General features: G+C 61.3%; 23 protein-coding genes, 2 tRNA genes and 1 pseudogene. 15 read left to right on the top strand and 11 right to left on the bottom strand.

Annotated features, from left to right (window positions below):
• The first annotated feature begins 30 nt into the window (after positions 1-30).
• Both V8Z78_RS06090 and V8Z78_RS06085 read left to right on the top strand, forming a co-directional pair.
• Complete coding sequence (locus tag V8Z78_RS06090; protein WP_057093651.1) at positions 31-831, top strand: siderophore-interacting protein; 801 nt, start codon at positions 31-33, stop codon at positions 829-831.
• The gene (locus V8Z78_RS06085) at positions 824-1,099 is read left to right on the top strand and encodes a DUF2798 domain-containing protein (protein WP_057093649.1); all 276 of its coding nucleotides are present in this window, start codon (positions 824-826) and stop codon (positions 1,097-1,099) included. Before V8Z78_RS06090 ends, V8Z78_RS06085 begins: the two co-directional genes overlap by 8 nt.
• 7 nt (positions 1,100-1,106) lie before the next feature.
• Here V8Z78_RS06085 and V8Z78_RS06080 read toward each other — a convergent pair whose 3' ends face one another.
• The 5 genes from V8Z78_RS06080 to V8Z78_RS06060 all read right to left on the bottom strand — a co-directional run bounded on the left by V8Z78_RS06080 (position 1,107) and on the right by V8Z78_RS06060 (position 4,706).
• Entirely contained in the window at positions 1,107-2,069 is a 963-nt protein-coding gene (locus tag V8Z78_RS06080) for an MBL fold metallo-hydrolase (RefSeq protein WP_057093647.1), read from the bottom strand.
• Positions 2,070-2,163: 94 nt separating this feature from the next.
• Entirely contained in the window at positions 2,164-2,616 is a 453-nt protein-coding gene (locus V8Z78_RS06075) for a bacteriohemerythrin (protein ID WP_057093645.1), read from the bottom strand.
• Between the two features lie 158 nt (positions 2,617-2,774).
• A tRNA-Val gene (locus tag V8Z78_RS06070) sits at positions 2,775-2,849 on the bottom strand.
• 6 nt (positions 2,850-2,855) lie between these two features.
• Positions 2,856-2,930: transfer RNA gene (locus tag V8Z78_RS06065), tRNA-Val, on the bottom strand.
• Between the two features lie 66 nt (positions 2,931-2,996).
• Positions 2,997-4,706, bottom strand: a complete 1,710-nt coding sequence (locus V8Z78_RS06060) for an AMP-binding protein (protein ID WP_148747944.1) — start codon at positions 4,704-4,706, stop codon at positions 2,997-2,999.
• A gap of 185 nt (positions 4,707-4,891) precedes the next feature.
• Between V8Z78_RS06060 and V8Z78_RS06055 the strand changes: the two genes are divergently transcribed.
• The gene (locus tag V8Z78_RS06055; protein ID WP_349731079.1) at positions 4,892-5,761 is read left to right on the top strand and encodes an esterase/lipase family protein; all 870 of its coding nucleotides are present in this window, start codon (positions 4,892-4,894) and stop codon (positions 5,759-5,761) included.
• Positions 5,762-5,839: 78 nt separating this feature from the next.
• Here the strand turns inward: V8Z78_RS06055 and V8Z78_RS06050 are convergent, their stop codons facing one another.
• The 4 genes from V8Z78_RS06050 to hppD form a co-directional block, all read right to left on the bottom strand.
• On the bottom strand, positions 5,840-8,329 hold the full coding sequence (locus V8Z78_RS06050; RefSeq protein ID WP_349731078.1) for a DUF3772 domain-containing protein: 2,490 nt from the start codon (positions 8,327-8,329) through the stop codon (positions 5,840-5,842).
• A gap of 199 nt (positions 8,330-8,528) precedes the next feature.
• Positions 8,529-9,413: a phenylalanine 4-monooxygenase gene (gene phhA, locus V8Z78_RS06045; RefSeq protein ID WP_052263531.1), complete on the bottom strand. Its 885-nt coding sequence runs from the start codon at positions 9,411-9,413 to the stop codon at positions 8,529-8,531.
• A gap of 94 nt (positions 9,414-9,507) precedes the next feature.
• On the bottom strand, positions 9,508-10,542 hold the full coding sequence (locus tag V8Z78_RS06040; RefSeq protein WP_003068008.1) for a Bug family tripartite tricarboxylate transporter substrate binding protein: 1,035 nt from the start codon (positions 10,540-10,542) through the stop codon (positions 9,508-9,510).
• Positions 10,543-10,843: 301 nt separating this feature from the next.
• Positions 10,844-11,965 carry a 4-hydroxyphenylpyruvate dioxygenase gene (gene hppD / locus V8Z78_RS06035; RefSeq protein WP_012839929.1) on the bottom strand — a complete coding sequence of 374 codons (1,122 nt, stop codon included), beginning with the start codon at positions 11,963-11,965 and terminating at the stop codon, positions 10,844-10,846.
• A gap of 219 nt (positions 11,966-12,184) precedes the next feature.
• Here hppD and V8Z78_RS06030 point away from each other — a divergent pair, with 219 nt between their 5' ends.
• The 10 genes and pseudogenes from V8Z78_RS06030 to V8Z78_RS05985 all read left to right on the top strand — a co-directional run bounded on the left by V8Z78_RS06030 (position 12,185) and on the right by V8Z78_RS05985 (position 21,353).
• Positions 12,185-12,667, top strand: a complete 483-nt coding sequence (locus V8Z78_RS06030) for an Lrp/AsnC family transcriptional regulator (RefSeq protein ID WP_034354614.1) — start codon at positions 12,185-12,187, stop codon at positions 12,665-12,667.
• Positions 12,668-12,810: 143 nt separating this feature from the next.
• Entirely contained in the window at positions 12,811-13,533 is a 723-nt protein-coding gene (locus tag V8Z78_RS06025) for a GNAT family N-acetyltransferase (protein ID WP_034354611.1), read from the top strand.
• Positions 13,534-13,721: 188 nt separating this feature from the next.
• Entirely contained in the window at positions 13,722-14,603 is an 882-nt protein-coding gene (locus V8Z78_RS06020) for a CorC family transporter (RefSeq protein WP_003068015.1), read from the top strand.
• A 152-nt stretch (positions 14,604-14,755) separates the two neighbouring features.
• Complete coding sequence (lnt, locus tag V8Z78_RS06015; protein ID WP_349731077.1) at positions 14,756-16,417, top strand: apolipoprotein N-acyltransferase; 1,662 nt, start codon at positions 14,756-14,758, stop codon at positions 16,415-16,417.
• A gap of 202 nt (positions 16,418-16,619) precedes the next feature.
• On the top strand, positions 16,620-17,144 hold the full coding sequence (gene fabA, locus V8Z78_RS06010) for a bifunctional 3-hydroxydecanoyl-ACP dehydratase/trans-2-decenoyl-ACP isomerase (RefSeq protein ID WP_003068017.1): 525 nt from the start codon (positions 16,620-16,622) through the stop codon (positions 17,142-17,144).
• Positions 17,141-18,364 carry a beta-ketoacyl-ACP synthase I gene (gene fabB, locus V8Z78_RS06005; protein WP_003068018.1) on the top strand — a complete coding sequence of 408 codons (1,224 nt, stop codon included), beginning with the start codon at positions 17,141-17,143 and terminating at the stop codon, positions 18,362-18,364. The genes fabA and fabB overlap by 4 nt, the downstream gene beginning before the upstream one ends.
• Positions 18,365-18,443: 79 nt before the next feature.
• Positions 18,444-19,032, top strand: a pseudogene (locus V8Z78_RS06000) (D-glycero-alpha-D-manno-heptose-1,7-bisphosphate 7-phosphatase).
• 131 nt (positions 19,033-19,163) lie between these two features.
• Positions 19,164-19,904, top strand: a complete 741-nt coding sequence (locus tag V8Z78_RS05995; protein WP_148747940.1) for a lysophospholipid acyltransferase family protein — start codon at positions 19,164-19,166, stop codon at positions 19,902-19,904.
• A 13-nt stretch (positions 19,905-19,917) separates the two neighbouring features.
• Positions 19,918-20,910, top strand: coding sequence for a M48 family metallopeptidase (locus V8Z78_RS05990; RefSeq protein WP_349731076.1), 993 nt, complete (start codon positions 19,918-19,920; stop codon positions 20,908-20,910).
• 26 nt (positions 20,911-20,936) lie between these two features.
• Positions 20,937-21,353 (top strand): rhodanese-like domain-containing protein, encoded by a 417-nt coding sequence (locus V8Z78_RS05985; protein WP_003068022.1) that lies wholly within the window; start codon positions 20,937-20,939, stop codon positions 21,351-21,353.
• A gap of 24 nt (positions 21,354-21,377) precedes the next feature.
• Here V8Z78_RS05985 and galE read toward each other — a convergent pair whose 3' ends face one another.
• Both galE and lysM read right to left on the bottom strand, forming a co-directional pair.
• Complete coding sequence (gene galE, locus V8Z78_RS05980; RefSeq protein ID WP_057093633.1) at positions 21,378-22,400, bottom strand: UDP-glucose 4-epimerase GalE; 1,023 nt, start codon at positions 22,398-22,400, stop codon at positions 21,378-21,380.
• A gap of 79 nt (positions 22,401-22,479) precedes the next feature.
• Positions 22,480-22,950, bottom strand: a complete 471-nt coding sequence (gene lysM / locus V8Z78_RS05975; RefSeq protein ID WP_003068026.1) for a peptidoglycan-binding protein LysM — start codon at positions 22,948-22,950, stop codon at positions 22,480-22,482.
• Positions 22,951-23,120: 170 nt separating this feature from the next.
• On the opposite strand from lysM, the gene V8Z78_RS05970 reads away from it, so the two are divergent.
• Positions 23,121-23,894, top strand: a complete 774-nt coding sequence (locus tag V8Z78_RS05970; RefSeq protein WP_349731075.1) for a type III pantothenate kinase — start codon at positions 23,121-23,123, stop codon at positions 23,892-23,894.
• A 69-nt stretch (positions 23,895-23,963) separates the two neighbouring features.
• Positions 23,964-24,077 (top strand): NAD-dependent epimerase/dehydratase family protein (locus V8Z78_RS05965; protein ID WP_349731196.1); only part of this gene is annotated, 114 nt, incomplete at its 3' end.

Here is a 24,077-nt window from a genome sequence, read left to right as displayed (position 1 = left end):
AATGGATATTTCGTGGACTTTATCAACTTAATGAAAATCATGTCCAACACCGAGACAGTGTCCATCATGCAGCGTGTACGCCACGAATTCCGCTCGCGCCATGTGCAGTTGCTGGCGCGCGAGCAGCTCAGCCCCGGCTTTATCCGCCTGACTGTGGGTGGCCCCGAGCTGGCAGGCTTTGTCAGCGCGGGCTTTGACGACCACACCAAGCTCATCCTGCCCCAGGCCGGGATGGACAGGCCCAATCTGCCGCAGATGGTCGACGGTCGCCCCCATATAGCCGGCGAGCGCCCCACCATGCGCGACTACACGCCGCTGAACTACGACGCGGCCCGCCACACGCTGCAGCTGGAGTTCGCCGAGCATGGCTCGGGCCCGGCCGTGGAATGGGCGCGCACAGCACCCATCGGCCAATGGCTGGGCCTGGCCGGCCCGCGCGGCAGCCTGGTTGTCCCCGCCGATCTGGACTGGCATGTGCTGCTGGGCGATGAAAGCGCCATGCCCGCCATGGAGCGCCGCCTGGCGGAATTGCCGGCCGGCAGCAGCGCCATCGTCCGGGTGCAGATCGGCAATCAGCTCGATCAACGCCACTGGAGCAGCGCTGCAGCGCTGGACCTGCAGTGGGTGAGTTCGCTGGCCGATGCGGTGGATGCGCTGGAACTGCCCGAAGGCGAGGGCTTTGTCTGGGCCGCAGGCGAGAATCGCGCCATGGCCGATCTGCGCAAGCGCATTCTGGCCAAGCCCGGTGCCAATCCCAAGCGCATGCGGATTGCTTCCTACTGGAAGCAGGGCGAGGCCGCCCACCACGAGGAACTGAGCGCGAATGACTGAAGAGACAGGTCCGCCTTCACGACTCACTGCAATACTGCGTCGCAAGCTGCACAAGCGCTACATCCCCCTGGTGTTTGCCTTCTACATGGCGCTGATCATGGCGTTTCTCATGTGCTGCATCATCGTGGCTGCCAGCGGCGGCCTGGGCGCAGGCTATGGGTGGCGGGTGCTCAAGGCCTATGCGCTGGCCATGCCTTCAGCCTTTGCTTGCGTGGTGTTGGTGCGTCCGCTGGTCATGCGGCTGGTTGCAGCCACCGTGCAGCACTGAGCGTTCCTCACTGATTGAGCAGGACGGGGGCGCCGGTTGCATCGCGCCGCAGCTCGGCCGCGCCGCTGGTAAGCAGACTCTCGATCAGGCTTTCCAGCCATTGCTGCGCGGTCTGTGCGCCAAAGTATCTCTGGTGCAGGATGCCGAAATAGGGAGTGGCATGAACCCAGCTCTGCAGCTCCTGCACCCTGATGCTTTGCCATTCCAGCAGCTTGTATTTGAGCAGCACCTTGGCGGCATAGCTGGCATGGCGCTCCGGCGCCTGGACAAAGCCGGCCAGCCGCTTGCGGGCAATGCCCAGAGCCATCTGAACATCGCCAAACAAGCCGCCGTGTCCGGGCACGACAAGCCGGGGCTCCAGGCGCTCGATCACGTCCAGGGTCGCGGCGACCTCATCGAAGGCGGCAATGCCTTCGATCTCGGGGAAGACCACGCCAAAGCCGTTTTCCCATAGCGCATCGGCAGAGATCAGGATGCGGCTGTCAGGCTCGAACAGAATCACAGAATGCGGATCATGGCCGGGGGCTGCATGGATCTGCCAGTCGCGGCCCGACAGGCCTATCGTGCTGCCTGGCTGCAGCAAGCCCGTGATGGCAAAGCGCGGGCACTCCTGGCCCGTGGGGGCATAGCTGAGGGCGGCTTCGTCCCAGTTGCGCACCTGCTCGGCCTGGCCTGGTGCGATAAAGGTCTGCACCTGTGGATAAGCCTGCTGTAGTGCAGCATTGCCTCCGCAATGGTCGCTGTGCAGATGGGTGTTGAGAATGCGCGCCAGCGGCTGACCTTCCAGCGTGCTGTCGATCAGCTCCAGTGTTTGTGCGGAGTGCGTGACATAGCCGGTGTCGATGACGGCAGCACCTTCGGCATCGCCGGCTTGCGCGGCAAAGACGATGTTGTTGGCCGACAGCCAGCCGCGCTCCAGCACGGTCATGCCGGGCGGCAGTGGGACATGCATTGCCGGGGATGCATTCATCGGACTGGTCTCCTGTGCGGTGCTTTGTGTTTTGCACAAGCCTAGCAGACCGTTCATCACGCAGCTGTCGCGCGGGCGGGCTGCTCAGTGCTGCTCAGTGCGATTCGGCCGAAGGCAGGATGTTGCGGCGAATCACCACGGGCTTGCCGCCAAAGCGCTGCTTGGACAGCCAGTGCGCCAGGGCCGAATCGAGATGCGTGGCGTGGCCGGGAAACCAGTCCACCAGGGCCTTGGTCAGATCGCGGCAAAGGGCTACATTGCCTTCGGCGAGCTTGACGCGGACCTCTGTCACCGACTTGAGCACGGCCGCATGTTCGTCGATATGGCAGTCGCGTGGTGGGAAGCCGGTGCTCAGCATCCACTGGTCCTCTTCGGCAAAGTGGTGCTGCAGATGGGTCTGCATGGCTTGCAGCAGACTGGGCAACTCGCTGTCTTCGGCGGTTTGCAGCAGGGCAATCAGCTCGACGAATTCCTCGTGCAGCTCGTCCATGGGCCCGTGGCCCATGAGCAGATGGTCTCCCCAGACCAGGGTGGCGGAGTGGCTCATGGCAATGTCTTCTTGTGAATGCTTCGGAGTGCGCGCAGCTTGTCTCTGAAGACCATTATGCAAGCCGTATCGGTGGGCAGGCATCCTCCAAAAGAGGGGGCGGTCTGCCGTGCGGGCAAAGAAAAAGCCTCTTGAACTGAAATCCAAGAGGCTTTGTCTGGTGCGCGATACATGGATCGAACATGTGACCCCTGCCGTGTGAAGGCAGTGCTCTACCGCTGAGCTAATCGCGCTTTAACTGGTGGGTGATACATGGATCGAACATGTGACCCCTGCCGTGTGAAGGCAGTGCTCTACCGCTGAGCTAATCACCCGAAGACCGCAATTCTAGCAGCAACTTTGGAAGTCTTCGGGAAAACTCGTAAATTTTCTGAAAAAACTCAGTTCGAGCGCAGCTCGCGCCGCAGGATCTTGCCCACATTGGTCTTGGGCAGTTCGTCGCGGAACTCGATATAGCGTGGCCGTTTGTAGCCGGTCAACTGCTCCTGGCAGTAGCGCATGACTCGATCCTCCGTCAGCGAGGAGTCGCTGCGCACCACATAGACCTTGATCGATTCGCCCTGCTGATCGTCCTTGACGCCCACGGCTGCGCATTCGAGCACGCCGGGGCACATGGAGATGACGTTCTCCAGCTCGTTCGGATAGACGTTGAAGCCGCTGACCACCATCATGTCCTTCTTGCGGTCGATGATGCGGGTGTATCCCTCGTCGTCCAGCACACCGATGTCGCCGGTGCGCATATAGCCGTCGGCCGTGAAGGCCTTGGCGGTCTCTGCAGGCTGGTTGTAGTAACTGTGCATGACGTTGGGGCCCTTGATGCAGAGCTCTCCCGCCTGGCCGTTCGGCAGGTCGTGGCCTTCATCGTCCTTGATGGCGATCGAGATGCCGGGCAGAGGCAGGCCTATGGTGCCGGTGAACTCCTTGTTGGTCACGGGATTGTTCGTGCCTATGGCACAGGTCTCGCTCATGCCCCAGCCTTCAATCATGGCGCAGCCCGTGGTCTGTTGCCACTGACGCGCCGTGCCTTCGGACGCCGCCATGCCGCCGGCCTGGGAGATGAACAACTGCGAGAAATCGAGTTGGCGGAACTCCGGGTTGTTGAGCAGCGCATTGAACAAGGTGTTCACGGCTGGCAGCACATGGAAGGGCCGCTTCTTGAGCACCTTCACAAATTTCGGGATATCGCGTGGGTTGGGAATCAGACTCAGACTGCCGCCCAGTCGCATGGCGAACAGGCTCACGGTGAGCGCGAAGATGTGATAGAGCGGCAAGGCCGCCACGATATGGGTCTCATTGGCCTTGACCCTGCCTTCCAGCGCAGGGGTGAACCAGGTATGGGCCTGCAGCGTGGCGGCGACGATGTTGCGATGGGTCAGTACCGCCCCCTTGGACAGGCCTGTGGTGCCGCCCGTGTATTGCAGAAAGGCGATCGAGTCCAGCGTGGCCGTGCTGGGGATGAGCTTGCGTCCTGCGCCCTCGGTCAGAGCCTTGCTGAACTGGGTGACCTGGCGCTGCTGGCTGCCGGCGCCTGAATCCGAGCCAAGGGGCAGGTCAAAGGCCGGCACCATCTTGGCCAGGTGGCGCACGGCAAAGGTGATCCAGCTGCCGTACAGGCCGCCGAGCAGATCGCCCATGCTGGTCAGGCAGATATGGCGGATATGGCTGCGCTCCAGCACCTGAGCCAGGGTGTGGGCAAAGTTCTCCAGAATGATGATCGCCGTGGCACCCGAGTCTTTGAGCTGATGCTCGAGCTCGCGCGCGGTGTAGAGCGGGTTGACGTTGACGCAGGTAAAGCCTGCACGCAGCACGCCGGCCATGCTGACGGCGAACTGCGGCACATTGGGCAGCATGATGGCCACGCGCGCCCCTGGTTCCAGACCCAGACTCTGCAGCCAGGCCCCCATCTGTGCGGATAGCCTGTCCAGCTCTGCATAGCTCATCCAGCGGTCCATGCAGACCGAAAACGGCCGCTCTGCATGCTGGCTGAAGGCCTCTTCGAGCAGGTGCACCAGCGAGCGGTACTGCTCGGGCTGCACATCGTGCGGCACATTGGGCGGATAGTTCTTGAACCAGGGAGCGGCAGCGTCCATAGAAGAGGTACCTTGCAGAAGCCGCTCGTCGTCCAGGGAAGAGGGCGGCGGGTTGAACAAAGAAGGCCAGCGTGAAAAACCTGCGCTGCGGCTGATTCTGCGGATGCGGTCTGTCAGGGTCTACGGGGGCTTGTCCTAGGCGTTGAGCGGCATGCTTGCTACGCTTGCGCTTGGAGGTGCAGGCTTTGAATACCTGGTTCTGGCGCTGTGTGGTGATGGGAAGCTGGCTGGCGCTGTTGCTCTGGTGCAGCTATTGGTGGCCGCGCTCAGTGGCTGTGGCACTGCTGGGTGCGGGGCTGATTGCGAGCGGAGCCGGGCTGCAGCTCGGCACGCAGATGCTGATGATGCGTGCGGTGCTGCGCGGTCGTGGATTGCCGCTGCCGCCTGCCATGGTCGCGTTGCGGGCCTGGTTTGCCGAGTGGCGCTGGGCCTGGCGGCTGTTCGGCTGGCAGATTCCTTTTGGCGAGCATGCAGAGCCCGATGGAGTGCCTGTGGATCGCGAGGGCAAGCAGGTGCAAGGGCAGGTGGGCGTGGTACTGGTGCATGGCTATTTCTGCAACCGTGGCGTGTGGACCGTCTGGCTGCGCAGGCTCAAGGCACGCGGCATTCCCTGCATGGCCGTGACGCTGGAGCCGGCTCATGGCAGTCCTGTCGATGCCATGGTGGACGATCTCGACAGATGCGTGAAAGCCATGGTCCAGCAAACCGGCTGTGCCCCGCTTCTGGTTGCGCACAGCATGGGCGGTCTGGTGGTGCGGGCCTGGCTCAAGCGGCTCGATGCAAATGAGCGTGCGCGTTTTGCAGCCCATGTGGTCACGGTGGCCACGCCGCATGGTGGCGCCTGGCTGGCGCGGTTTGCGCAGCGCCTGCCGGCCGTGGAGATGCGCGAAGGCAGCGACTGGCTGCAGCGGCTGGGGCCGCCGCCCCAGGATGTGCCATTCAGCTGCTGGTGCAGCAGCAGCGACAACATCGTCTTCCCCCCCCGACCTTGCGATCTTGCCGAATGCGCAGTGTCGTCAGGTCGACGATGCAGCGCATATGCAGCTGCTGTTTGACCCGCGGGTTTGGCAGCACTGCCTGCAGCTGCAGGCGCAACTGCAGGCGCGACCTCAAGAGCGATCGCAGGAGCGGTATCAGGCAGCCGAGGTGGGCGCCTCCGCAGCCGACGCCGGGGCACGGGCCTGCGGGTCCTGAATCAGGTGGATGTCGGTCGCGGAAACCAGGGCGATCTTCTGCTCGGCGCAGCGCTGCAACAGGCCGAATAGCAGGTCGCTGCGCGTGCTGTAGACATTGCGCGAACTGGAGACATGGCCGAAGCTGGTGATGTTGACCACGCTGCCATTGATGGAGTCCACATACATTGAAGGGGCCGGGGTGCTCAGCACGGCCTCATGCTCGGCATAAAGGCCCAGCAGCACCTCGCGCAGCTTGACGATATCGGTGTTCAGCGGCACCGAGAACGCGATCGAGATGCGGCCCAGCGCGCCATCCATGGTCAGGTTCTGCACGGACTTGGTGATGAACTCCGAGTTGGGCACGATGACGGTGGATTTGTCATCGGTCTGGATCTCGGTGGCGCGCACGCTGATGCGGCGGATGTCGCCGACCTGATCGCCGATGCGCACGCGGTCGCCCAGCTTCACGGGGCGCTCGGCCAGCAGAATCAGGCCCGAGACGAAGTTCTGCGTGATGGCCTGCAGACCGAAGCCGATGCCGACGGACAAAGCGCTGGCCAGCAGAGCCACTTTTTCAAAGCCTATGCCCAGGGCGGCCAGCGTCCATAGGCCGGACAGCAAAATGCCCATATAGCGGGCCACGGTGCTGATGGAGTTGCGTGCGCCTATATCCAGCTCGGTCTTGGGCAGAAAGGTCTCCACCAGCCAGTGCTGCAAGGCACCAAACAGCGTCAGCCCCGCAACCAGCACCAGCAGGCCGCGCAAGATCGTCATGGGGCGCAGGAAGGAGTCGCCAACGGGCAGACCGTTGGTCAGCGTATCGGCCAGCACGATCAGGCTGCTGGAGTTGCCAAAGGGCGCGATCAGCGCCATCAGCCCCAGCAACAGCAGACAGACACGCGTGAAAGCCGACAACAGCACGCCGACCTGCTCCAGGCGCGAGGGCTTGAGCCCCGTGCCGGCAGCGAAGCCCTGGCCGATACGGCTCTCGCTGGAGCACAGCCAGGTAAAGACGTCGTCGGCAAACTTCATCAGCAGCGAGGTGGCCAGAACCACCACGGTGATCCAGACCATTTGTGTGGCGGCGAATACCGAGAAGTTCAGATAACCGATCAGCGCTGCGATGAGCGCGGCCAGCACCGTCAGATGCCCGCCCAGCCAGGCCAGCATCAGCCAGCGACTGGTTGCCGCAGGCCGGTAATCGTCACCATGATGAGCGGCCTTCTCACGCTCGGCCAGTTGCTGGCGCTTGCGTTGCTTGTTGATGACCATCAGCACCGACATGATGAGCAAGGCATAGACGAGCGCAATCAGTCCGTCCAGGGCCACGCTGCTGACGGCACTGGTGCGTGCGGCAATGTCCACCGCGTTGAGCATCATGGAGAACCAGGTCAGACCGGCGGCTCCCCAGGCAAAGCGTGTGAGCGCAGGGGCGGCGATGTCGTCGATGTTGAGCAGCCGCCAGGTCGGACGCTTGGGCACCAGCAGGCAGGCGCTGACGGAGAGGAAGAAGGCTGCGACAAATGAGGATTGAATCCAGGCATCGGCCACGGTCTGCAGGCGCGGTGCAATCGCGTCTATGGAGCGCAGGCTCTCGATGAATACCAGGCTGGCCAGGCCGGGTAGGGCCGTGCCCACTACCAGCATCCAGACGGCCAGACCCGTGCGGCGCAGCCGTCCGTTGGGCGCGCGTTCGGAGGACGCAAATTTTCGGCCTGCATAGCGCAGGCCGATGCGCAGCGGGAACATCACGAACAGCGCCAGGGCGATGCCGTTCAGCGTGGCCGACCAGCCATGCTCGGCAATGGCTGCCGCAAAGCTGGCCTGGCCCTGGCGTGTCAGGGCCGCAATGCGCTGCAGGTCGGTCGGCAGATGCTCTGCAAACTGCTTCCACAGCGAGGGCGACAGCGGCGATGCCACCTTGCGGGCGATCTGTGCGTTGAACTGCTGAGTGCGGATTTTCTCGATGCTGTCCGTGGTCTGTTTGGCCTCCATGGACAACAGCTTGCCGCGCTTGAGCGCGGAGTCCAGCTCGCTGTGCTGCTGCGCCAGATCCTTGCGCTGCAGGCTCAGTTCGGGGGATTCCTCGCTGCCTTCGGCCACCGGACCCAGCTGGGCAATGCGAGCGTCGATTTGCTTGAGCAGCGGCTCCAGCGCCGTGACGGCATTGTCGGCATCGCGTTTGGACTGCAGGGCTTTTTCGGACAGTGCCTGCAGCGTTTCGGAGGTGTCGGCGTCATCGAGCGACTGGCGTACCTTGTCCAGGGTGTTCGATGCTTGTTGAATCTGGGTGATGGACGTGGTCTGGATATCGCCATTGGCAGGCAGCTCGGCCGCGACGGCCAGACCTATGCAAAGTTGGAGCGCTAAAAGCCAGCGCAGCAGTTGGTTGCAGCGGTAATGCATTGTGAAGAAGTGAGTGGGCGGCAGTTTGCCTCTGGCGCTCACTATAGGTGCAATGCTGCGGTCAGGGTTTCAGGGCGCAGCCAAGTCATGCAGGGCTTGCAGCCTGGATACTCTGCGTCGGATGCTATTGAAAATGGAGCTTTATGCGCTTTTCTGGAAAGGAATAGAGCCGAATTCTCATCTGACAATTCGGCTCTTGACCTCGCGCTTGCCATGGCGCGTGCCGGTATACATCCGCTGACTAAATCAGCTGCTCGCCGGGCAGCAACTCCTTGGCGCCAATGGTGGGCAGCTGACGCAGCTGCTCGTACAGCGGCGCAAAGTCGGCATCGGCCAGGTTCAGCAGGTGGGGCATGTCATCAATCACGAAATAGGTCTGCTGATAGGTGTCGATCTTGTAGAGCGTGCGCATGGTGCGCTCCAGTTGCAGCGGCAGACGATGCGGCTGCGGGCTGTTGACGCTGTACTCCAGCTCGCCCACGGAGCTGAGAATGCCTGCGCCATAGGCGCGCACGCCGCCGCTCTCACGGATCAGACCGAATTCCACCGTGTACCAGTACAGGCGCGACAGCATCTCGCAGGCGCCGAGCTCGGCGGCCTTGAGGCCGCCCTGTCCGTAGGCCTGGATGAAATCGGCCATGACGGGGTTGAACAGCAGCGGCACATGGCCGAAGAGGTCGTGAAAGATGTCGGGCTCGACGATGTATTCAAACTCCTCGGGCTTGCGTATCCAGTCCGTGACCGGGAATTTGCGCTGGGCCAGCAGCGAGAAGAACGGTACCTCGGGAATCAGACCTGGAACGCCGACGATCTCCCAGCCCGTTGCCTTGAATAGTCGCTCGTTGATTTCCTCGAAGCGTGGAATGCGCTCCTTGGCGCCCAGCGACGGCAGGGCGTCGATGAAATGCTGGCTGGCGCGGCCCGGAAGCAGCGCGGATTGGCGCTCGTAGAGGCGGTGGTAGGTGTCATGCTCGGCCTCGGTATAGGCGGCATAGTCCTGCGTGCAGGTGTAGTCGGCATGGGCACGCGTGTAGTCGCCGCGTGGCGGGCGGTCGGACTGGCCATAGACGACGGGGGCTGCGCCGATGCCGCCGGTCATGGTGGTGTTGTTCTGGATGCTGTTCATAAGGCACTCCCTGAGATGAGGGGTCGCGAAGGCTGCGACCAGAGCTCGTGGCCGGGGCGCAGCAGGGAAAAGGAGAAGCGAGCCGAAAGCTGGCTCAGTGCATCTGTATCTGGGCGCGCTTGACGAGCTGTCCGTAGCGTGCATGCTCGGCCTGCACCAGGCGGGCAAAGTCCTGCAGACGCAGGTCGTCGCGCACCACGCCCATGGCGTCGAAGTACTGCTGTATATCGGGCCTTTGCAGCGTCTGGGCAAAAGCCTCCGACCAGCGTTTGGCCTGGCTGTCCGTGATGCCGGCAGTGGCAAAGATGCCGAACCAGGTGGTCAGATTCATGCCCTTGATGCTGTCGTCCAGGCTGGGCACTTCCGGCAGAGCCGGCAGCGGCGAGCGCCAGGTCACGCCAATGGCCTTGAGTCTGCCGGCCCGCAGATGAGGCAGAGCCGAGGCGATGTTGTCGAACATCAGATCGGCCGTGCCCTCGAGCAGAGCCGACAGAGCCGGTCTGGCCCCGCCAAACGGCAGGTGCTGGAGCGGAACCTGGGTCAGCGACTGGAACCACTGGCCCGCGATATGGCCGATGCTGCCGTTGCCCGCCGAGGCATAGCGCAGGGGCTGCCGGTGCTTGGACATGAAGCGCAGCAAATCCTCGGGTGTGTAGATGCGCCACTGCATGGCCAGTTCGCTGCGCATGACCAGTACATGAGGCATGCGGGCCACGAGTGTCAGCGGCTGAAAGTCGCGCAGCGGATCGTAGGGCAACTGGGGGTTGAGCCAGGGAAGGATGGCATGTGTGGCCACGGCACCCATCAGCAGCATGGGCTCGCGCGCTCCTGCTCTGGCCACCATGGCTGCACCCGTGGCGCCACCGTCGCCTGCGACATTGAGTACATTGATATTGCCCAGGGCCGTGGTTTCCTGGGTCAGCTTGCGCGCTGCCCGATCCAGCGGCCCGCCCGCCGCATAGGGAACGACCAGCGAGAGTTCGTTGCGGCTGCGGCTGGAATTCGACGGCAGGGCGCTCGCATCCCTGGCAGCATGCGCGCTGTCCGCGATCAGGGATGTCGCCGAAGCCACCGCCAGCGACATGGCCTGGCGGCGGGAAAGGCGCCAAGTGTCGGCAGGCGCGTCCATCCCCGGTGATCTGCAGTCCTCTGGGGCTGTAGCGGGTGGCTGATGTGGTCGCGACACTGGATCCTTCCGGGCGTTGAAGCTGGCGGCAACGCCTCACGCCAGGCGTGGATGCGGCAGTGCAGCATGGCGGGAAGTATAGGGACGGAAATCGGTCGCCACATGGTCCGTTTGATGGAGTGGTAACCATTGGTATCTTTTTGATGTATTGCGTAGCGACGGAGTCCACGCCGGCCATGCTGCAAGCGAGCAGACGAGGCGGGTGCAGGCCGAGGTGGCGCATGGCAGACTCCGTTGATCTGGCTCAGGTCTTGAGCACGCCGCGGCGCATCTGGTCGAGTTCCATGGTCTCGAACAAGGCCTTGAAATTGCCCTCACCAAAGCCGCTATTGCCCTTGCGCTGGATGAACTCGAAGAAGATGGGACCCAGCTGGTTTTCGCTGAAGATCTGCAGCAGCAGCTCGCCGGGCTGGCCGTCCACAAGGATGTTGCGCGCCAGCAGCTCGGGAATGGGTTCCTGCAGGTCCGGGATGCGCTTGGGCAGCAGCTCGTAATAGGTCTCGCTGGTGTTCAGCAGCTTGATGCCGTTCATCTGCAGACCGTCCACGGTGTCGTAGAGATTGGTCGATCCCAGCGCGATGTGCTGTATGCCTTCGCCGTGGTACATGTCCAGATACTCCTGAATCTGGCCGGCCTTGTCGTTGCCTTCCTCGTTGATGGGAATGCGGATCTTGCCGCAGGGGCTGGTCATGGCCTTGCTCTTGACGCCTGTGGCCTGGCCTTCGATGTCGAAGTAGCGGATCTCGCGGAAGTTGAAGATGCGCTCGTAGAACTCGGCCAGCTCGGCCATGCGGCCGCGGTAGACGTTGTTGGTCAGGTGGTCGATATAGGTCAGGCCCAGGCCCTCGGGATGCAGGTCGGCACCGGGCAGAGGCTCGAAGTCCACGTCGAAGAAGCTGATATTGCCGAGATCACCGTCCTTGGCGCCATTCTTGCCGCGCCATTTGTCGATGAAATAGATCAGGGAGTCGCCAATGCCCTTGATGGCGGGAATGCTCAGTTCGCCGGGGGCGGCCTGCTGGGCATAGCCCCAGGCACCCAGCGAGGTGGCGCGCTCATAGGCGTACTTGGCGTCGTTGACGCGGATGGCGATGGCGCAGACGCTGGGGCCGTGCAGACGCGCGAAACGCTGGGCAAAGCTGTCGGGCTCGGCATTGATGATGAAGTTGATCTCGCCCTGGCGATACAGGGTCACGTTCTTGCGGCGGTGCTTGGCAATGGCCTGAAAGCCCATGCGCTCGAACAGCTGACCCATGGCCACGGGATCGGGGGCCGCGTATTCGACGAACTCGAAGCCGTCCGTGCCCATGGGGTTGTCCCAGGTCTGGAACTGGCTGGCATTGCTTTGGGTCAACGGGGCGTTCATGGCAGAGGTCTCCATCGGGTAGGGGCGCAACACATGAAGAACAGGTGTCGACGATGGATGCACTGTAGGACAGGGCGCGGACAAGCTTCATGCAAAAATGCCTTGGCTGCAAACAGCTCAATGCATGAAAATTGCATGGAAAATTGATTTCATGCAATCTAAATGGTTATCAAGGGTTAACCATTAATAAAAACTGCGCTTTTTTTATAATCTGCCGCCATGAGTTCCATGCACACCATCGACAAACTGGATAAGGCAATTTTGCGCCGATTGCAGGCCAATGGCCGAGAAACTTATGACGTCATCGGGGAGCAGGTTGGCCTGTCGCCCAGCGCCGTGCTGCGCCGTGTCAAGCGGCTGGAGGAAAACGGTGTCATCGATCGCTATGTGGCTTTGGTGCAGCCCGAGACCGTGGGCCTGGGGCTGACGGCCTATATCAATGTGCGTCTGGAAAAATACACCGAAACCAGCAAGCGCAATCCCATGGATGTGTTCCGCGCCAGCGTGCAGACCTGGCCCGAGGTGGTGGAGTGCGTCTCCCTCACTGGCGAGATGGACTATCTGCTGCGGGTGGTGGTGGCGGACATGCAGCATTACAGTCGTTTCATCATGGACACGCTGCTCAAACACCCCAGTGTTCAGGATTGCAAAACCAGCTTTGTCATGGACCGGGTCAAGGTCACGACGGCCGTGCCGCTCTAAGCCTTCGTAGAGGTCCTTCATATGGACCATGACCTAGCCGGAAACAGACGTTAAGGTGTTGAATTAGCGGAAAATCCTTACAGGATTGTTGCAATGCAATATGCGGCTTGTGAAACCTCGGGTTTTTACCTATATTTCAGGCTATGAACCTCCCCAAAGACTGGTTGACATCGCCCTGGCAGGCCGGCTCAGGCTGGCTGCGAGACATGGGCAAGTCCCATGGCGCCGAGCGTCGCTCGCCGTCCTTGGTCCCCATCCGTTCGCTGAGCCCGCGCCATCGCGACCGCATCATCAAGCATCTGCTCAAGCTGGATGCGCGTGATCGCTATCTGCGCTTTGGCTATGCAGCCAACGACGAGCAGGTGCGCCGCTATGTCGAGCAGCTCGATTTCGAGCGCGACGATATCTTCGGCATCTTCAACCGCCGCCTGGAATTGATCTCCATGGCGCATCTGGCCTTTGCCGGCCACCCCGAGCATGAGAAATGCGCGGAATTCGGCGTCTCCGTGCTCAAGAGTGCACGCGGCAAGGGGCTGGGGGCACGTCTGTTTGCACGTGCAGTGCTGCATGCGCGCAGCAAGAACGTGAGCATGATGTTCATCCATGCGCTGTCCGAGAACACGGCCATGCTCAAGATTGCGCGCAACGCGGGTGCCACGGTCAAGCGAGAAGGTTCGGAATCCGAAGCCTATCTGGAGCTGCCGCCTGCCGACTTCGAGACCCATGTCAGCGAGCTGGTGACGGAGCACCTGGGCGAGATGGACTACCAGCTCAAGAAGCAGGCCGTCAATTTCTGGGCTTTCCTGGCCGGCGTGCAGGAAGTGCGCAAGGGCGTGCAGGAAGGCCGCCATAAATCAGGCGAGTAAATCGTCTTGTGAAGCCGGCAAGGCTGCAGCCCAATAAAGACAAGCGCAAGCAGATATCAAAATAGCTTTGACTGAGTGCGCTCGGTGACAGCCGTTCATGGCTTTTGTGAGCTAGCAAGCCGTCTGTCAACACAATCCGTTATTCTTGGGGACTTGTTCGACTACCGCACGTCCTGCACTCCAAGACAGTGTCTGACCCCCATCCTGCGCGACTTCCCGAGAAGGAAGACAAGCGAAGCTTCCTGCAAAAGGTGGCTGAGTTCATCCATCCGGCACCGGAGTCTCCCGATGAACTGATCGAAACCCTGGCCGAAGCCGAAGACAACCAGGTCATCGGCACCGAGTCGCGTGTCATGCTGGAGCGCGTGATTCGCATGGCCGACATGAGCGCCGGAGAAGTCATGGTGGCCGCGCCACGCATGGATCTCATCAATATCGATGCTCCGTATGAAGAAATCCTGCACCAGGTTCTGACCACGGCGCATTCGCGCTTTCCGGTCTACCAGGGCGAGCGCGAGAACATCATTGGCATTCTCATGGCCAAGGATTTGCTCAAGCTGCAGCGCTCTCCCACCCTGAACATTCGTGCTCTGGTGCGCCCGGCCGTCTTTGTGCCCGAGAGCAAGGGCCTGAACGACCTGCTGCGTGAGTTCCGCGCCAATCGCAATCATCTGGCCGTCGTCATCGACGAGTTCGGTCGTGTGGCCGGCCTGGTGACGATTGAAGATGTGCTGGAAGAAATCGTCGGCGAGATCGAGGACGAGTTTGACATCCCCGAGGACGAGGGCGATATCTTTGCTCTGGCCGACAACAGCTACCGCGTGGCGGGCGATGCCAGCATCGAGCATGTGAGCGAGGAGTTCGAGACTTCGCTGCATGCCAGCGACCCCGATGCCGAGTTCGATACCATTGGTGGATTGATTGCCCATGAAATCGGCCATGTGCCCAAGCGTGGCGAGCAGATTCATCTGGGCGGGCTGGAGTTCACCGTGCTCCACACCAAGGGCGGCGCGGTGCGCTGGTTCAAGGTGGTGCGCGATCCTTCGCCAGACAGCTTGGTTCGCAACTGATCGCGACCTGCGCAAATCCGGGTCAGGCCTGGTGTGATGCCGGTGGAAATACTGGTTGTGCCTCTTGGTTTGCACAAATCTTGGCGATACCTCGTATGCTTGAATTCACCCAACCGCCCGGTTGGGTGTTTTGTTAGTGCCTGCTGATTCCTATGACCACCACTGCCTCTACCGTTCAGACCGCTGCTGCCAGGCCCAAAGGCTGGATGAGCTGGCTTTTGATGCTGATTGCAGGCGGGCTGCAGGCCTTCTCTCTGGCCTGGCCCTGGGCTCGCGGCCAGGGCGACGGCTGGCTGAGCTTGGCCGGAGGTTATGGCCGTCCGCTGTGGTGGCTGCAGATTCTGTCGCTGGCGGTGCTGGTTCATGCGCTGCTGGCTGCCCGTACCGCCGCTCAGGCGGCAGGCCGGGCCTGGCTGTTCGGCACGGCCTGGCTGGCGGCCACCTTCTGGTGGCTCTTCATCTCCATGCACACCTATGGCGGATTGGCGGCGCCATTGGCGGTGGCAGCCGTGTTGGCGCTGGCGGGCTTTCTGGGCGGTTATTACGCCGTGGCTGCATGGTGCTTCAAGCGTTTGGCAAAGGCGCCGGATGCATTGTCAGCGATGGTCTTTGCTGCACTCTGGACGCTGGCCGAGCTGGCGCGTGGCTGGCTCTGGACCGGTTTTCCCTGGGGCGCAGGCGGCTATGCCCATGTGGAAGGTCCGCTGGCCGTGCTGCCGCGCTGGATTGGCGTCTACGGCACGGGGTTTGTGGCGGCCTGGGCTGCAGCCTGGCTGGCGCTGCTGGTCTGGCGCATGCAGACCAGATCGGCGTTGCTGAAATTCAGGCCGGCCCTGGCATCTGCTGTGGCCCTGGGCCTGGTCTGGGGCGGGCTGTGGTGGTCGCGTGATGCCGCCATTGAAGCACCTGGTCAGCAGTCCGGCATGAGCGTGGAGCTGCTGCAGGGCAATATTCCGCAGGATGAAAAGTTTGAAATGGGTTCGGGCGTGGTGGTGGCTCTGCGCTGGTATGCCCAGCAGCTGCATGACGCCAGGGCCCAGTTGGTCGTGGCCCCCGAGACAGCCATTCCACTGCTGCCCCAGCAGCTTCCCGAAGGCTATCTGGACTTTGTGCGCGCACCTTTTGTCGCCAAGGAATCCAGCCGCGCGGCTCTGGTGGGCCTTCCGCTGGGGAACTGGGACAAGGGCTTCACCAATACGGTCGAAGGCTGGCTGCCGGGGCAGACCCAGGCTTATCAGTACGACAAGCACCATCTGGTGCCGTTTGGTGAGTTCATTCCGCCCATGTTCCGCTGGTTCACCGAACTCATGAATATTCCGCTGGGTGACTTCAATCGCGGTGCACTGGGCCAGCCTTCCATGAGTTGGGCGGGTGAGCGCCTGTCGCCCAATATCTGCTACGAAGACCTGTTCGGCGAAGAGCTTGCGGCCCATTTCGGCAATGCGGCGACGGCTCCCACGGTGCTGGTCAATCTGAGTAATATCGGCTGGTTTGGCGACTCCGTGGCCATCGATCAGCATCTGTCCATCAGCCGCATGCGCGCGCTGGAGTTCGAGCGCCCCATGTTGCGCGCAACGAACACCGGAGCCACGGTGGTGATCGATCACAAAGGGCAAGTGGTGAAAGCACTGGCGCCTTTCGAGCGCGCGGTGCTGCAGGGCCAGGTTCAGGGGCGCGACGGGCTGACGCCTTATGCGCGCTGGGTGCATGCTCTGGGTCTGTTGCCTCTGACTCTGTTGTGCCTCGTGTTCTGCGCGCTGGCCTGGATCTCCTTGAGAAAGACCGAGGAAGGCGTAGTGTCCCGCACGGAATAAGCCACCTCGGCATCAGCGGCTGTGGCATTTGTGGCAGAGTCTTGGGCCTGAAAACGGGTATTGTGTCCCGGGTAGGGGCGCGAGCCTTGATAATCCCTGGTTGTACCGCCCGCAGTGGGCGCGCGCAGCGGGCGCGGGTCCCGTCACCCAAAATACAGAGTAACAGGTAGCTTGCACAGGCTGCCGCGGAGCAATTGAGAGAATGGCTGAATCTTTTTCCTACGAACAACTGATCGCGTCCGGCGAAGGCAAGCTGTTTGGTGCCGATAGCGGACGTCTGCCCCTGCCTCCCATGTTGATGTTCGATCGCATCACACATATCTCCGAGGACGGCGGTGCCCACGGTCTGGGCAAGATTGTTGCGGAACTGGACGTCAAGCCCGACCTGTGGTTCTTTGATTGCCACTTCCAGGGCGATCCCGTCATGCCCGGTTGCCTGGGCCTGGACGCCATGTGGCAGCTGATCGGCTTTTACCTGACCTGGCTGCGTTTGCCGGGTCGCGGTCGTGCCCTGGGTGCAGGCGAAGTCAAGTTTACAGGTGAAGTAGGTCCCGATGTCAAACTCGTGACATATGAAATTGATATCAAGCGAGTAATCAAGCGCAAGCTGAACATGGCCATCGGCGACGCACGCCTGCTGGCCGACGGCAAGGAAATTTACGTGGCCAATGACCTGCGCGTGGGTCTGTTCCTGCGTGAAGGTGATGCCAAGGGAACGGCAGCATGAGCAAGAAGCGGGTAGTGATCACCGGCGCGGGCATTGTCTCGTGCATCGGCAATGACCTGGCAACCGTGGAGGCCTCGCTGCGCGAGGGCAAGAGCGGCATCAAGGCCATGCCCCAGTTCACAGAGCTGGGCATGCGCTCGCAGGTGGCAGGCATTCCCGAGATCGATATCGAAGCGCGCATAGACCGCAAGCAGTTGCGCTTCATGGGCGATGCTGCGGCTTATTCGCAGATCGCCCTCGAAGACGCGATCAAGCAAGCGGGCCTCACGCCCGAGCAGGTGAGCAGCCCGCGCACCGGTCTGATCATGGGCTCGGGCGGCGGATCGCCCGCCAACCAGATCGAGGCAGCCGATACGCTGCGTGAAAAAGGCATCCGCCGCGTCGGCCCTTACCAGGTCACACGCTGCATGAGCTCCACGGTGTCGGCCTGCCTGGCAACCAATTTCAAGGTCAAGGGCATCAACTACTCCATCACCTCGGCCTGCTCCACCTCGGCCCACTGCATCGGTGCTGCGGCCCAGCAGATCGCCTGGGGCATGCAGGATGTGATGTTTGCTGGCGGCGGCGAAGAGCTGTCCTGGGGCATGTCTCTGCTGTTCGACGGCATGGGAGCCATGTCCAGCAAGTACAACGAGACGCCAGAGAAGGCTTCGCGTGCCTACGATGCCAACCGTGACGGCTTCGTGATCGCTGGCGGCGGCGGTGCCGTGGTGCTGGAAAGCCTGGACCATGCGCTGGCACGCGGTGCCAACATCCTGGCCGAAGTGGTGGGCTTTGGCGCAACCAGCGACGGTGAGGACATGGTCGCTCCTTCGGGCGACGGCGCCATCGCCTGCATGAAGCAGGCCATGGAAACCGTGGATGCGCCCATCGACTACATCAACACCCACGGCACATCGACCCCTGTGGGCGATATGCAGGAAGTGCGAGCCATGCGCGAGCTGTTCGGTGACCAGGTGCCTCCGTTCTCGTCCACCAAGTCGCTGACCGGCCACTCGCTGGGCGCGACCGGTGTGCAGGAGGCTATTTACTGCCTGATCATGCTGAACAAGGGCTTCATCGCAGGGTCCGTGAACGTGGAGACGCCCGATCCGCTGCTGGGCGATATGCCTCTGGTCACCCAGACCCGCGATGCCGAACTCAAGACCGTGCTGTCCAACAGCTTTGGCTTTGGCGGCACCAATGCCTCCCTGGTGCTTAAGCGCTGGGAAGGGCAGTAAGCGCCGGAGTCTTGGATCGCGAGCCCGCTTGGCCTTGAGGTAAGCGGGCTTTTTTCTGTCGTCGACTACTGTCTCCCCCATGAAGATCGCAATTCTTGACCGTGATGGCACCCTGAACCAATGGGGAGCTCAAGGTTTCATTGGCCGGCCCGATGAGTGGGTTGCAGTCCCCAGTGCGCTGGAGGCGGTTTCGCGCCTGAACCGTGCTGGCTGGCATGTGGTGGTCGCCACCAATCAACCTGGGCTGGGTCGCGGGCTGTTCGATGTGATCGAGCTCAACGCCGTGCACGCCAAGATGCACCGGGAGATGGCAGCCGTCGGCGCGCGGGTGGAGGCCGTGTTTTTTTTGTCCGCACGCTCCCGATGAAGACTGCCAGTGCCGTAAACCAGGCGTAGCGCTGTTCGAGCAGATTGCCGATCGCTACGGCGCGGAAGGCCATGAAATCTGGGCCATTGGCAGCGGCGTCGAGCATTTGCAGGCGGGCAAGGCTCTGGGCGCCCATCTGGTGTTCGTGGAGTCCACCGCCAGGCCCGAGTGCAGCAGCGATGCCGACCTGCCTGAAGGCAGCGAGCGCTATCCGGATCTGGAGGCCGTGGTGAATATGCTGTTGCCGCTGGGAGGCGATGAGGATGCTCAACCCCTGGATTCGGCGCCTGCCCCGCATTGAGCTCGGGTTTCAGGTCAAAATAGACTCAACTGCTTGAAAGAGCAGCGCAAGCTGCTATGTTTCTTGTTGATAACCGTGCCAAATCAATGGGCCAGACTTCAGGTCTGTGCTCACGTCATTCGATTGCTGTCATGTCCCTGATTCGCTCCGTCCTCCACATGTTGTGGATGGCTATTACCGTCATTCCCTACACTTTCGCGGTGCTGCTGGCCAAGTGGACCAGCGGCTCATCGGCCAAGGCATACAGCGCTGCCCGCGCCTGGCTCAAGCTCTCGGTGGACAGCGCCCGCGTGATCATGGGGGTGCGGTATCAGGTGCAGGGCATGGAGAACCTGCCTGCGGACCCGAATCAGGGGGTGGTGCTGCTGGTCAAGCACCAGTCCACTTACGAGACCTTTCTCATGCCTGCCATCATGCCGCGCCCGCTGGCCTATGTGTTCAAGAAGGAGCTGCTGAAGGTGCCATTTTTCGGTTGGTCCATCGGTGCACTGGACATGATCCACATCGACCGGGCCCAGCGCTCGCGCGCCTTTCACAAGGTGGTGGAGCAAGGCAAGCGCCTGCTCGATCAAGGCATCTGGGTCATCATGTTTCCCGAAGGTACACGTGTGAATCGTGGAGAGGTGGGCGAGTACAAGACCGGTGCCACTCGTCTGGCCATCATGACGGGTGCGCCCGTGGTACCCATCGCTGTTACCTCGGCCAAGTGCTGGCCGCGCAAGGCCTTCATCAAAAGGCCCGGCGTGGTGGATGTGTCCATAGGCAAGCCCATTTCTTCGGTGGGCCGCAAGCATGACGAGCTGATGGTCGAGGTCGAGGCATGGATCGAGTCCGAAATGCAGCGCCTGGACCCCGAGGCCTACCGCAGATAAGGCAAAACTGCCCATGTCCACAGGCGATAGCTTGCAGCAAGCTTGGCAATGGCTGGTGCCGCCTGTGGTGGGGGATGGGCGGGGCGGGTTGATGCCGCGCAAGCGCCGGCGCAGCGGCCCTGAAGCCATTGAGCAGCGTTTGGATCAATCCGAGCTGGAATTTGAGAATAGTCAGCTTGTAGCACCTGCCAATATCTCGGTGGGTGCTATTGATTCTGAAGAGAATGAGCTGCCTGCAGAGCCCACACTTCTGGTGCATCCGGAAGCCAGCCACAGCGCCCGCTTGCAAGGGCGCGAGGTGGCTTATCTGCTGCGCCGTTCGGCGCGCCGCAGCATAGGCTTCAGCGTAGGGCAGCAAGGGCTTGAAGTCACCGCTCCGCAATGGGTGGCCATGCGCGAGATCGAATCAGCGCTGCAGACCAAGGCCGGCTGGATTGTGCGCAAGTTGCAGGAAGCCGGACAGCGACAGCAGATCAAGCAGGAAGCGCGCATTCTCTGGCAGGATGGAGGCGTGCTGGACTATCTGGGCCAGCCCATGAGTTTGCGGCTGACCGGGGATACGTCACAACTGCTGCGTACCCGCCAGACGCATAGAGAGCAGGGGGTCGATGGCTCGCAAAGCCTGCATCTGTCCTTGCCGACAGGGGCGCCGTCTGCCCAGGTGCGCGCAGCCGTTCAGGCCTGGATACTGCGGGAGGCGCGCAGCTATTTCACGGCTCGCATGCTGCACTATGCCGCACTCATGGGTGTGCGCTGGAATGCGCTGCGCCTGACAAGTGCCAGCACGCGCTGGGGCAGTGCTAACAGCAGCGGGATCATTCGTCTGAACTGGCGGTTGATGCAGCACAGCCCGCAAATCATCGACTATGTGGTGGTGCATGAGCTCGCCCATCTGCATCATATGGATCACAGCCCGCAGTTCTGGGCCGTGGTGGCCCAGGTGCTGCCCGACTGGAAGCACTTGCGCAGAGCATTGAGAGACAGGCCTCTGCCCGTTTGGGAATAGCGGCAATGATCGAGACGAGGAATGAAATGAGCAATACAACCCAAATCCAACCCGCTGCCGGCTATGCCGGCGATGTGCCGGCGGAGCTGGCCTGGCAATGGCTGCAGGCTGGTGAAGCGGTTCTGGTCGATGTGCGCACCGATGCCGAGCGCGAGTGGGTGGGCAAGGTGCCAGGCGCCGTTGCCGTGGCCTGGAAGCAGTGGCCCGGCATGGCAGCCAACCAGAACTTTGACGCCGAGTTGCGAGCAGCGGTACCCGAGGGCAAGAAAGTGGTGCTGCTATGCCGCAGCGGTGTGCGCTCTGTTGCGGCTGCCCAGCGTGCTGCGGGCCTGGGAATCGAGGCCTACAACATTCTTGAAGGTTTCGAAGGCGACGTTGACGCCAACGGCCAACGAGGCCAGTTGGGTGGCTGGCGCAAGCGCGGCCTGCCCTGGCATCAGTAATGCGCAGGGCCTGGCCTGCAGCTTCTAGACTGAGCGATAGCCGTTGGGGTTCTGGCTTTGCCAGCGCCATGTGTCGGCGCACATGGTGTCCAGATCATGCTCGGCTTGCCAGCCAAGGGTTTTCAGGGCGTGATCAGGGTCTGCGTAGCAACTGGCCACATCCCCGGGGCGGCGGTCTGTAATCGTATAGGGAAGGGCCTTGCCGCAGGCTTTTTCGAAGGCATGCAGCACTTCGAGCACGCTGTAGCCATTGCCTGTGCCCAGGTTGATGGTCAGCAACTCGGGCTTGGCCAGGCCGGCCAGCTTCTCGAGAGCCTTGACATGACCTCGGGCCAAGTCGACGACATGGATGTAGTCACGCACACCGGTGCCGTCCACGGTGTCGTAGTCGCCGCCAAAGATCTGCAGCTTTTCACGACGGCCCACGGCGACCTGTGCCACAAAAGGCAGCAGGTTGTTGGGAATGTCCGAAGGGTCTTCACCAATCAGGCCGCTGGCATGGGCACCAATGGGATTGAAGTAGCGCAGCACGGCCAGCGACCATTGGGAGTCGGAGTGGTAGAGGTCCGACAGAATCTCTTCCACCATTAGTTTGCTTCGGCCGTAGGGATTGGTGACCGAAGTAGGGTGCACCTCATTGAGAGGCAAATATTGTGGCGAGCCATAGACTGTTGCCGAAGAACTGAACACCAGATTGCGCACATTGTGCTTTTTCATGGCGCGCAGCAGCACCAGGGTGCCATTGACGTTGTTGTCGTAGTAGTCCACAGGCTGGGCAACGGACTCGCCCACTGCTTTTTTGCCGGCAAAGTGCACGACACTGTCAATGCCATGCTCCTGCAGGGCCTGCTCAAGCGCAGCTTGATTGCGGACATCGCCATTGATCACGGCAATAGTGCGTCCAGTGATTTGCTCCACGCGGCGGATTGCTTCAGGATGGCTGTTGCTGAAGTTGTCGAAAATCACGACTTCATGACCGTGGCTGATCAGTTCGATGGCTGTATGGCTGCCGATATAGCCGGCACCGCCTGTGAGCAGAGTTTTCATAAGCTGCAGTCTAACTTCGAGTCAAATGAAAAAAGCGCTCATGCGAGCGCTTTTTGCGGCTGAATTTACAGAGCCAGATTCAGAGCGCCGGAATGCGCAGCTTCTGGCCAGGATAAATCCTGTCCGGGTTGCTGAGCATGGGCTTGTTGGCTTCAAAAATCACGTTGTACTTGTTGGCATCACCATAGTACTTCTTGGAGATGGCCGACAGGGTGTCACCGCGTACCACATCGTGGTATTGGGCTTCTGGCTCGGGGTTGGTGACCGCCATCAGGTTGTCCACGGACTGGACATTGGCCACATTGCCGCAGCACAGTGTCACTTTTTCCTTGATGGCCTGAGTGGGTGCCGTGCCATTGACTGTTACCTTGCCTTGAGAAGCATCGAATTGAACCTGCAGATCGGATACGCCCAGATTCTGGGTATTGATATAGCTGGCGATCGCCTGAGCCGCCTTGACATTCAAGTCTTCGGCCGGTGCGGCCGCATGTGCGTCGCTGCCGCCAAACAGTTTTTCTCCGGCTTCCTTGATGAAACTGAACAGACCCATGGTTTCGACTCCTCAAAAGTAGTGGAAGAAAGCGGTTCACTTTAACGGGAAATCGAAATGATTTCTTGCAGGAGATGGACTGAGCGCTTTCTTTGACAATTTCCTGCGCACTTGTAATGAATGTGACAAGCGGCTGTCTGTCACAGAGAAAAGTGCTGATAATCCGCCGCATGACATTTTTGGCCATAGACATTGGCAACACCCGTTTGAAGTGGGCCATGTATGAAGATCATCGCCCTGGTGCTGCCTTGCTGGCCCATGGAGCGGAGTTCCTGGAGCATATAGAGCGCCTGGCAGAAGGTGCCTGGGCCGGGCTGCCAGCTCCCGAGCGCATGCTGGGCTGCGTGGTTGCCGGTGAGACGGCAAGGCGCAGGGTGCACGAGCAGATCGAGCTCATGCTGGGATGGAATCTCGAGCCTCAGTGGGTAGTCCCCTCCATCGCAGAAGCAGGGGTGACCAATGGCTATGACCATCCTTCCAGGCTGGGTGCGGACCGATGGGTAGCCATGATTGGTGCACGTCACCACATGTTGCAATTGGGTGATGCCCGGCCCTTGATCACGGTTATGGTGGGCACGGCAGTGACGGTCGATGCCATGGATGCGCAAGGCCGATTTCTGGGCGGCCTGATCATTCCCGGGCATGGCATCATGCTCAGGGCCCTGGAAGGCGGTACTGCGGGCCTGCATGTGCCGACGGGTGAAGTCAAATGCTTTCCCAAGAACACCAGCGATGCGCTGACCAGCGGCGGCACCTATGCCATCGCCGGTGCCGTGGAGCGCATGTACCAGCATCTGGCAGAACACTGCGGTGCAGAGCCGATGTGCATCATGGCGGGCGGTGCCGGCTGGAAAATGTCTCCCAGCATGACCAGGCCTTTTGAGCTGATCAACAACCTGATTTTTGATGGCCTGCTGGTGATGGCTGAAAAGCGCTGGGGCTGAGTGTGCTGGCTTGATGGCCGTGGGTTGGGCTTTTCTATCGCTATCACTGAAATTTAGAGGCAGCTCTCTATGATTTTCGTAACCGGCGGTGCAGGCTTTATCGGCGCCAACTTTGTTCTCGATTGGCTGGCACATGTGAATGAGCCCGTGGTCAATATCGACAAACTGACCTATGCGGGCAAT

This window comes from Comamonas sp. wu1-DMT (genome assembly GCF_040187805.1).
Taxonomy (GTDB): Bacteria; Pseudomonadota; Gammaproteobacteria; order Burkholderiales; family Burkholderiaceae_C; genus Comamonas; species Comamonas thiooxydans.
This window is presented reverse-complemented; position numbering and strand designations above follow the sequence as displayed.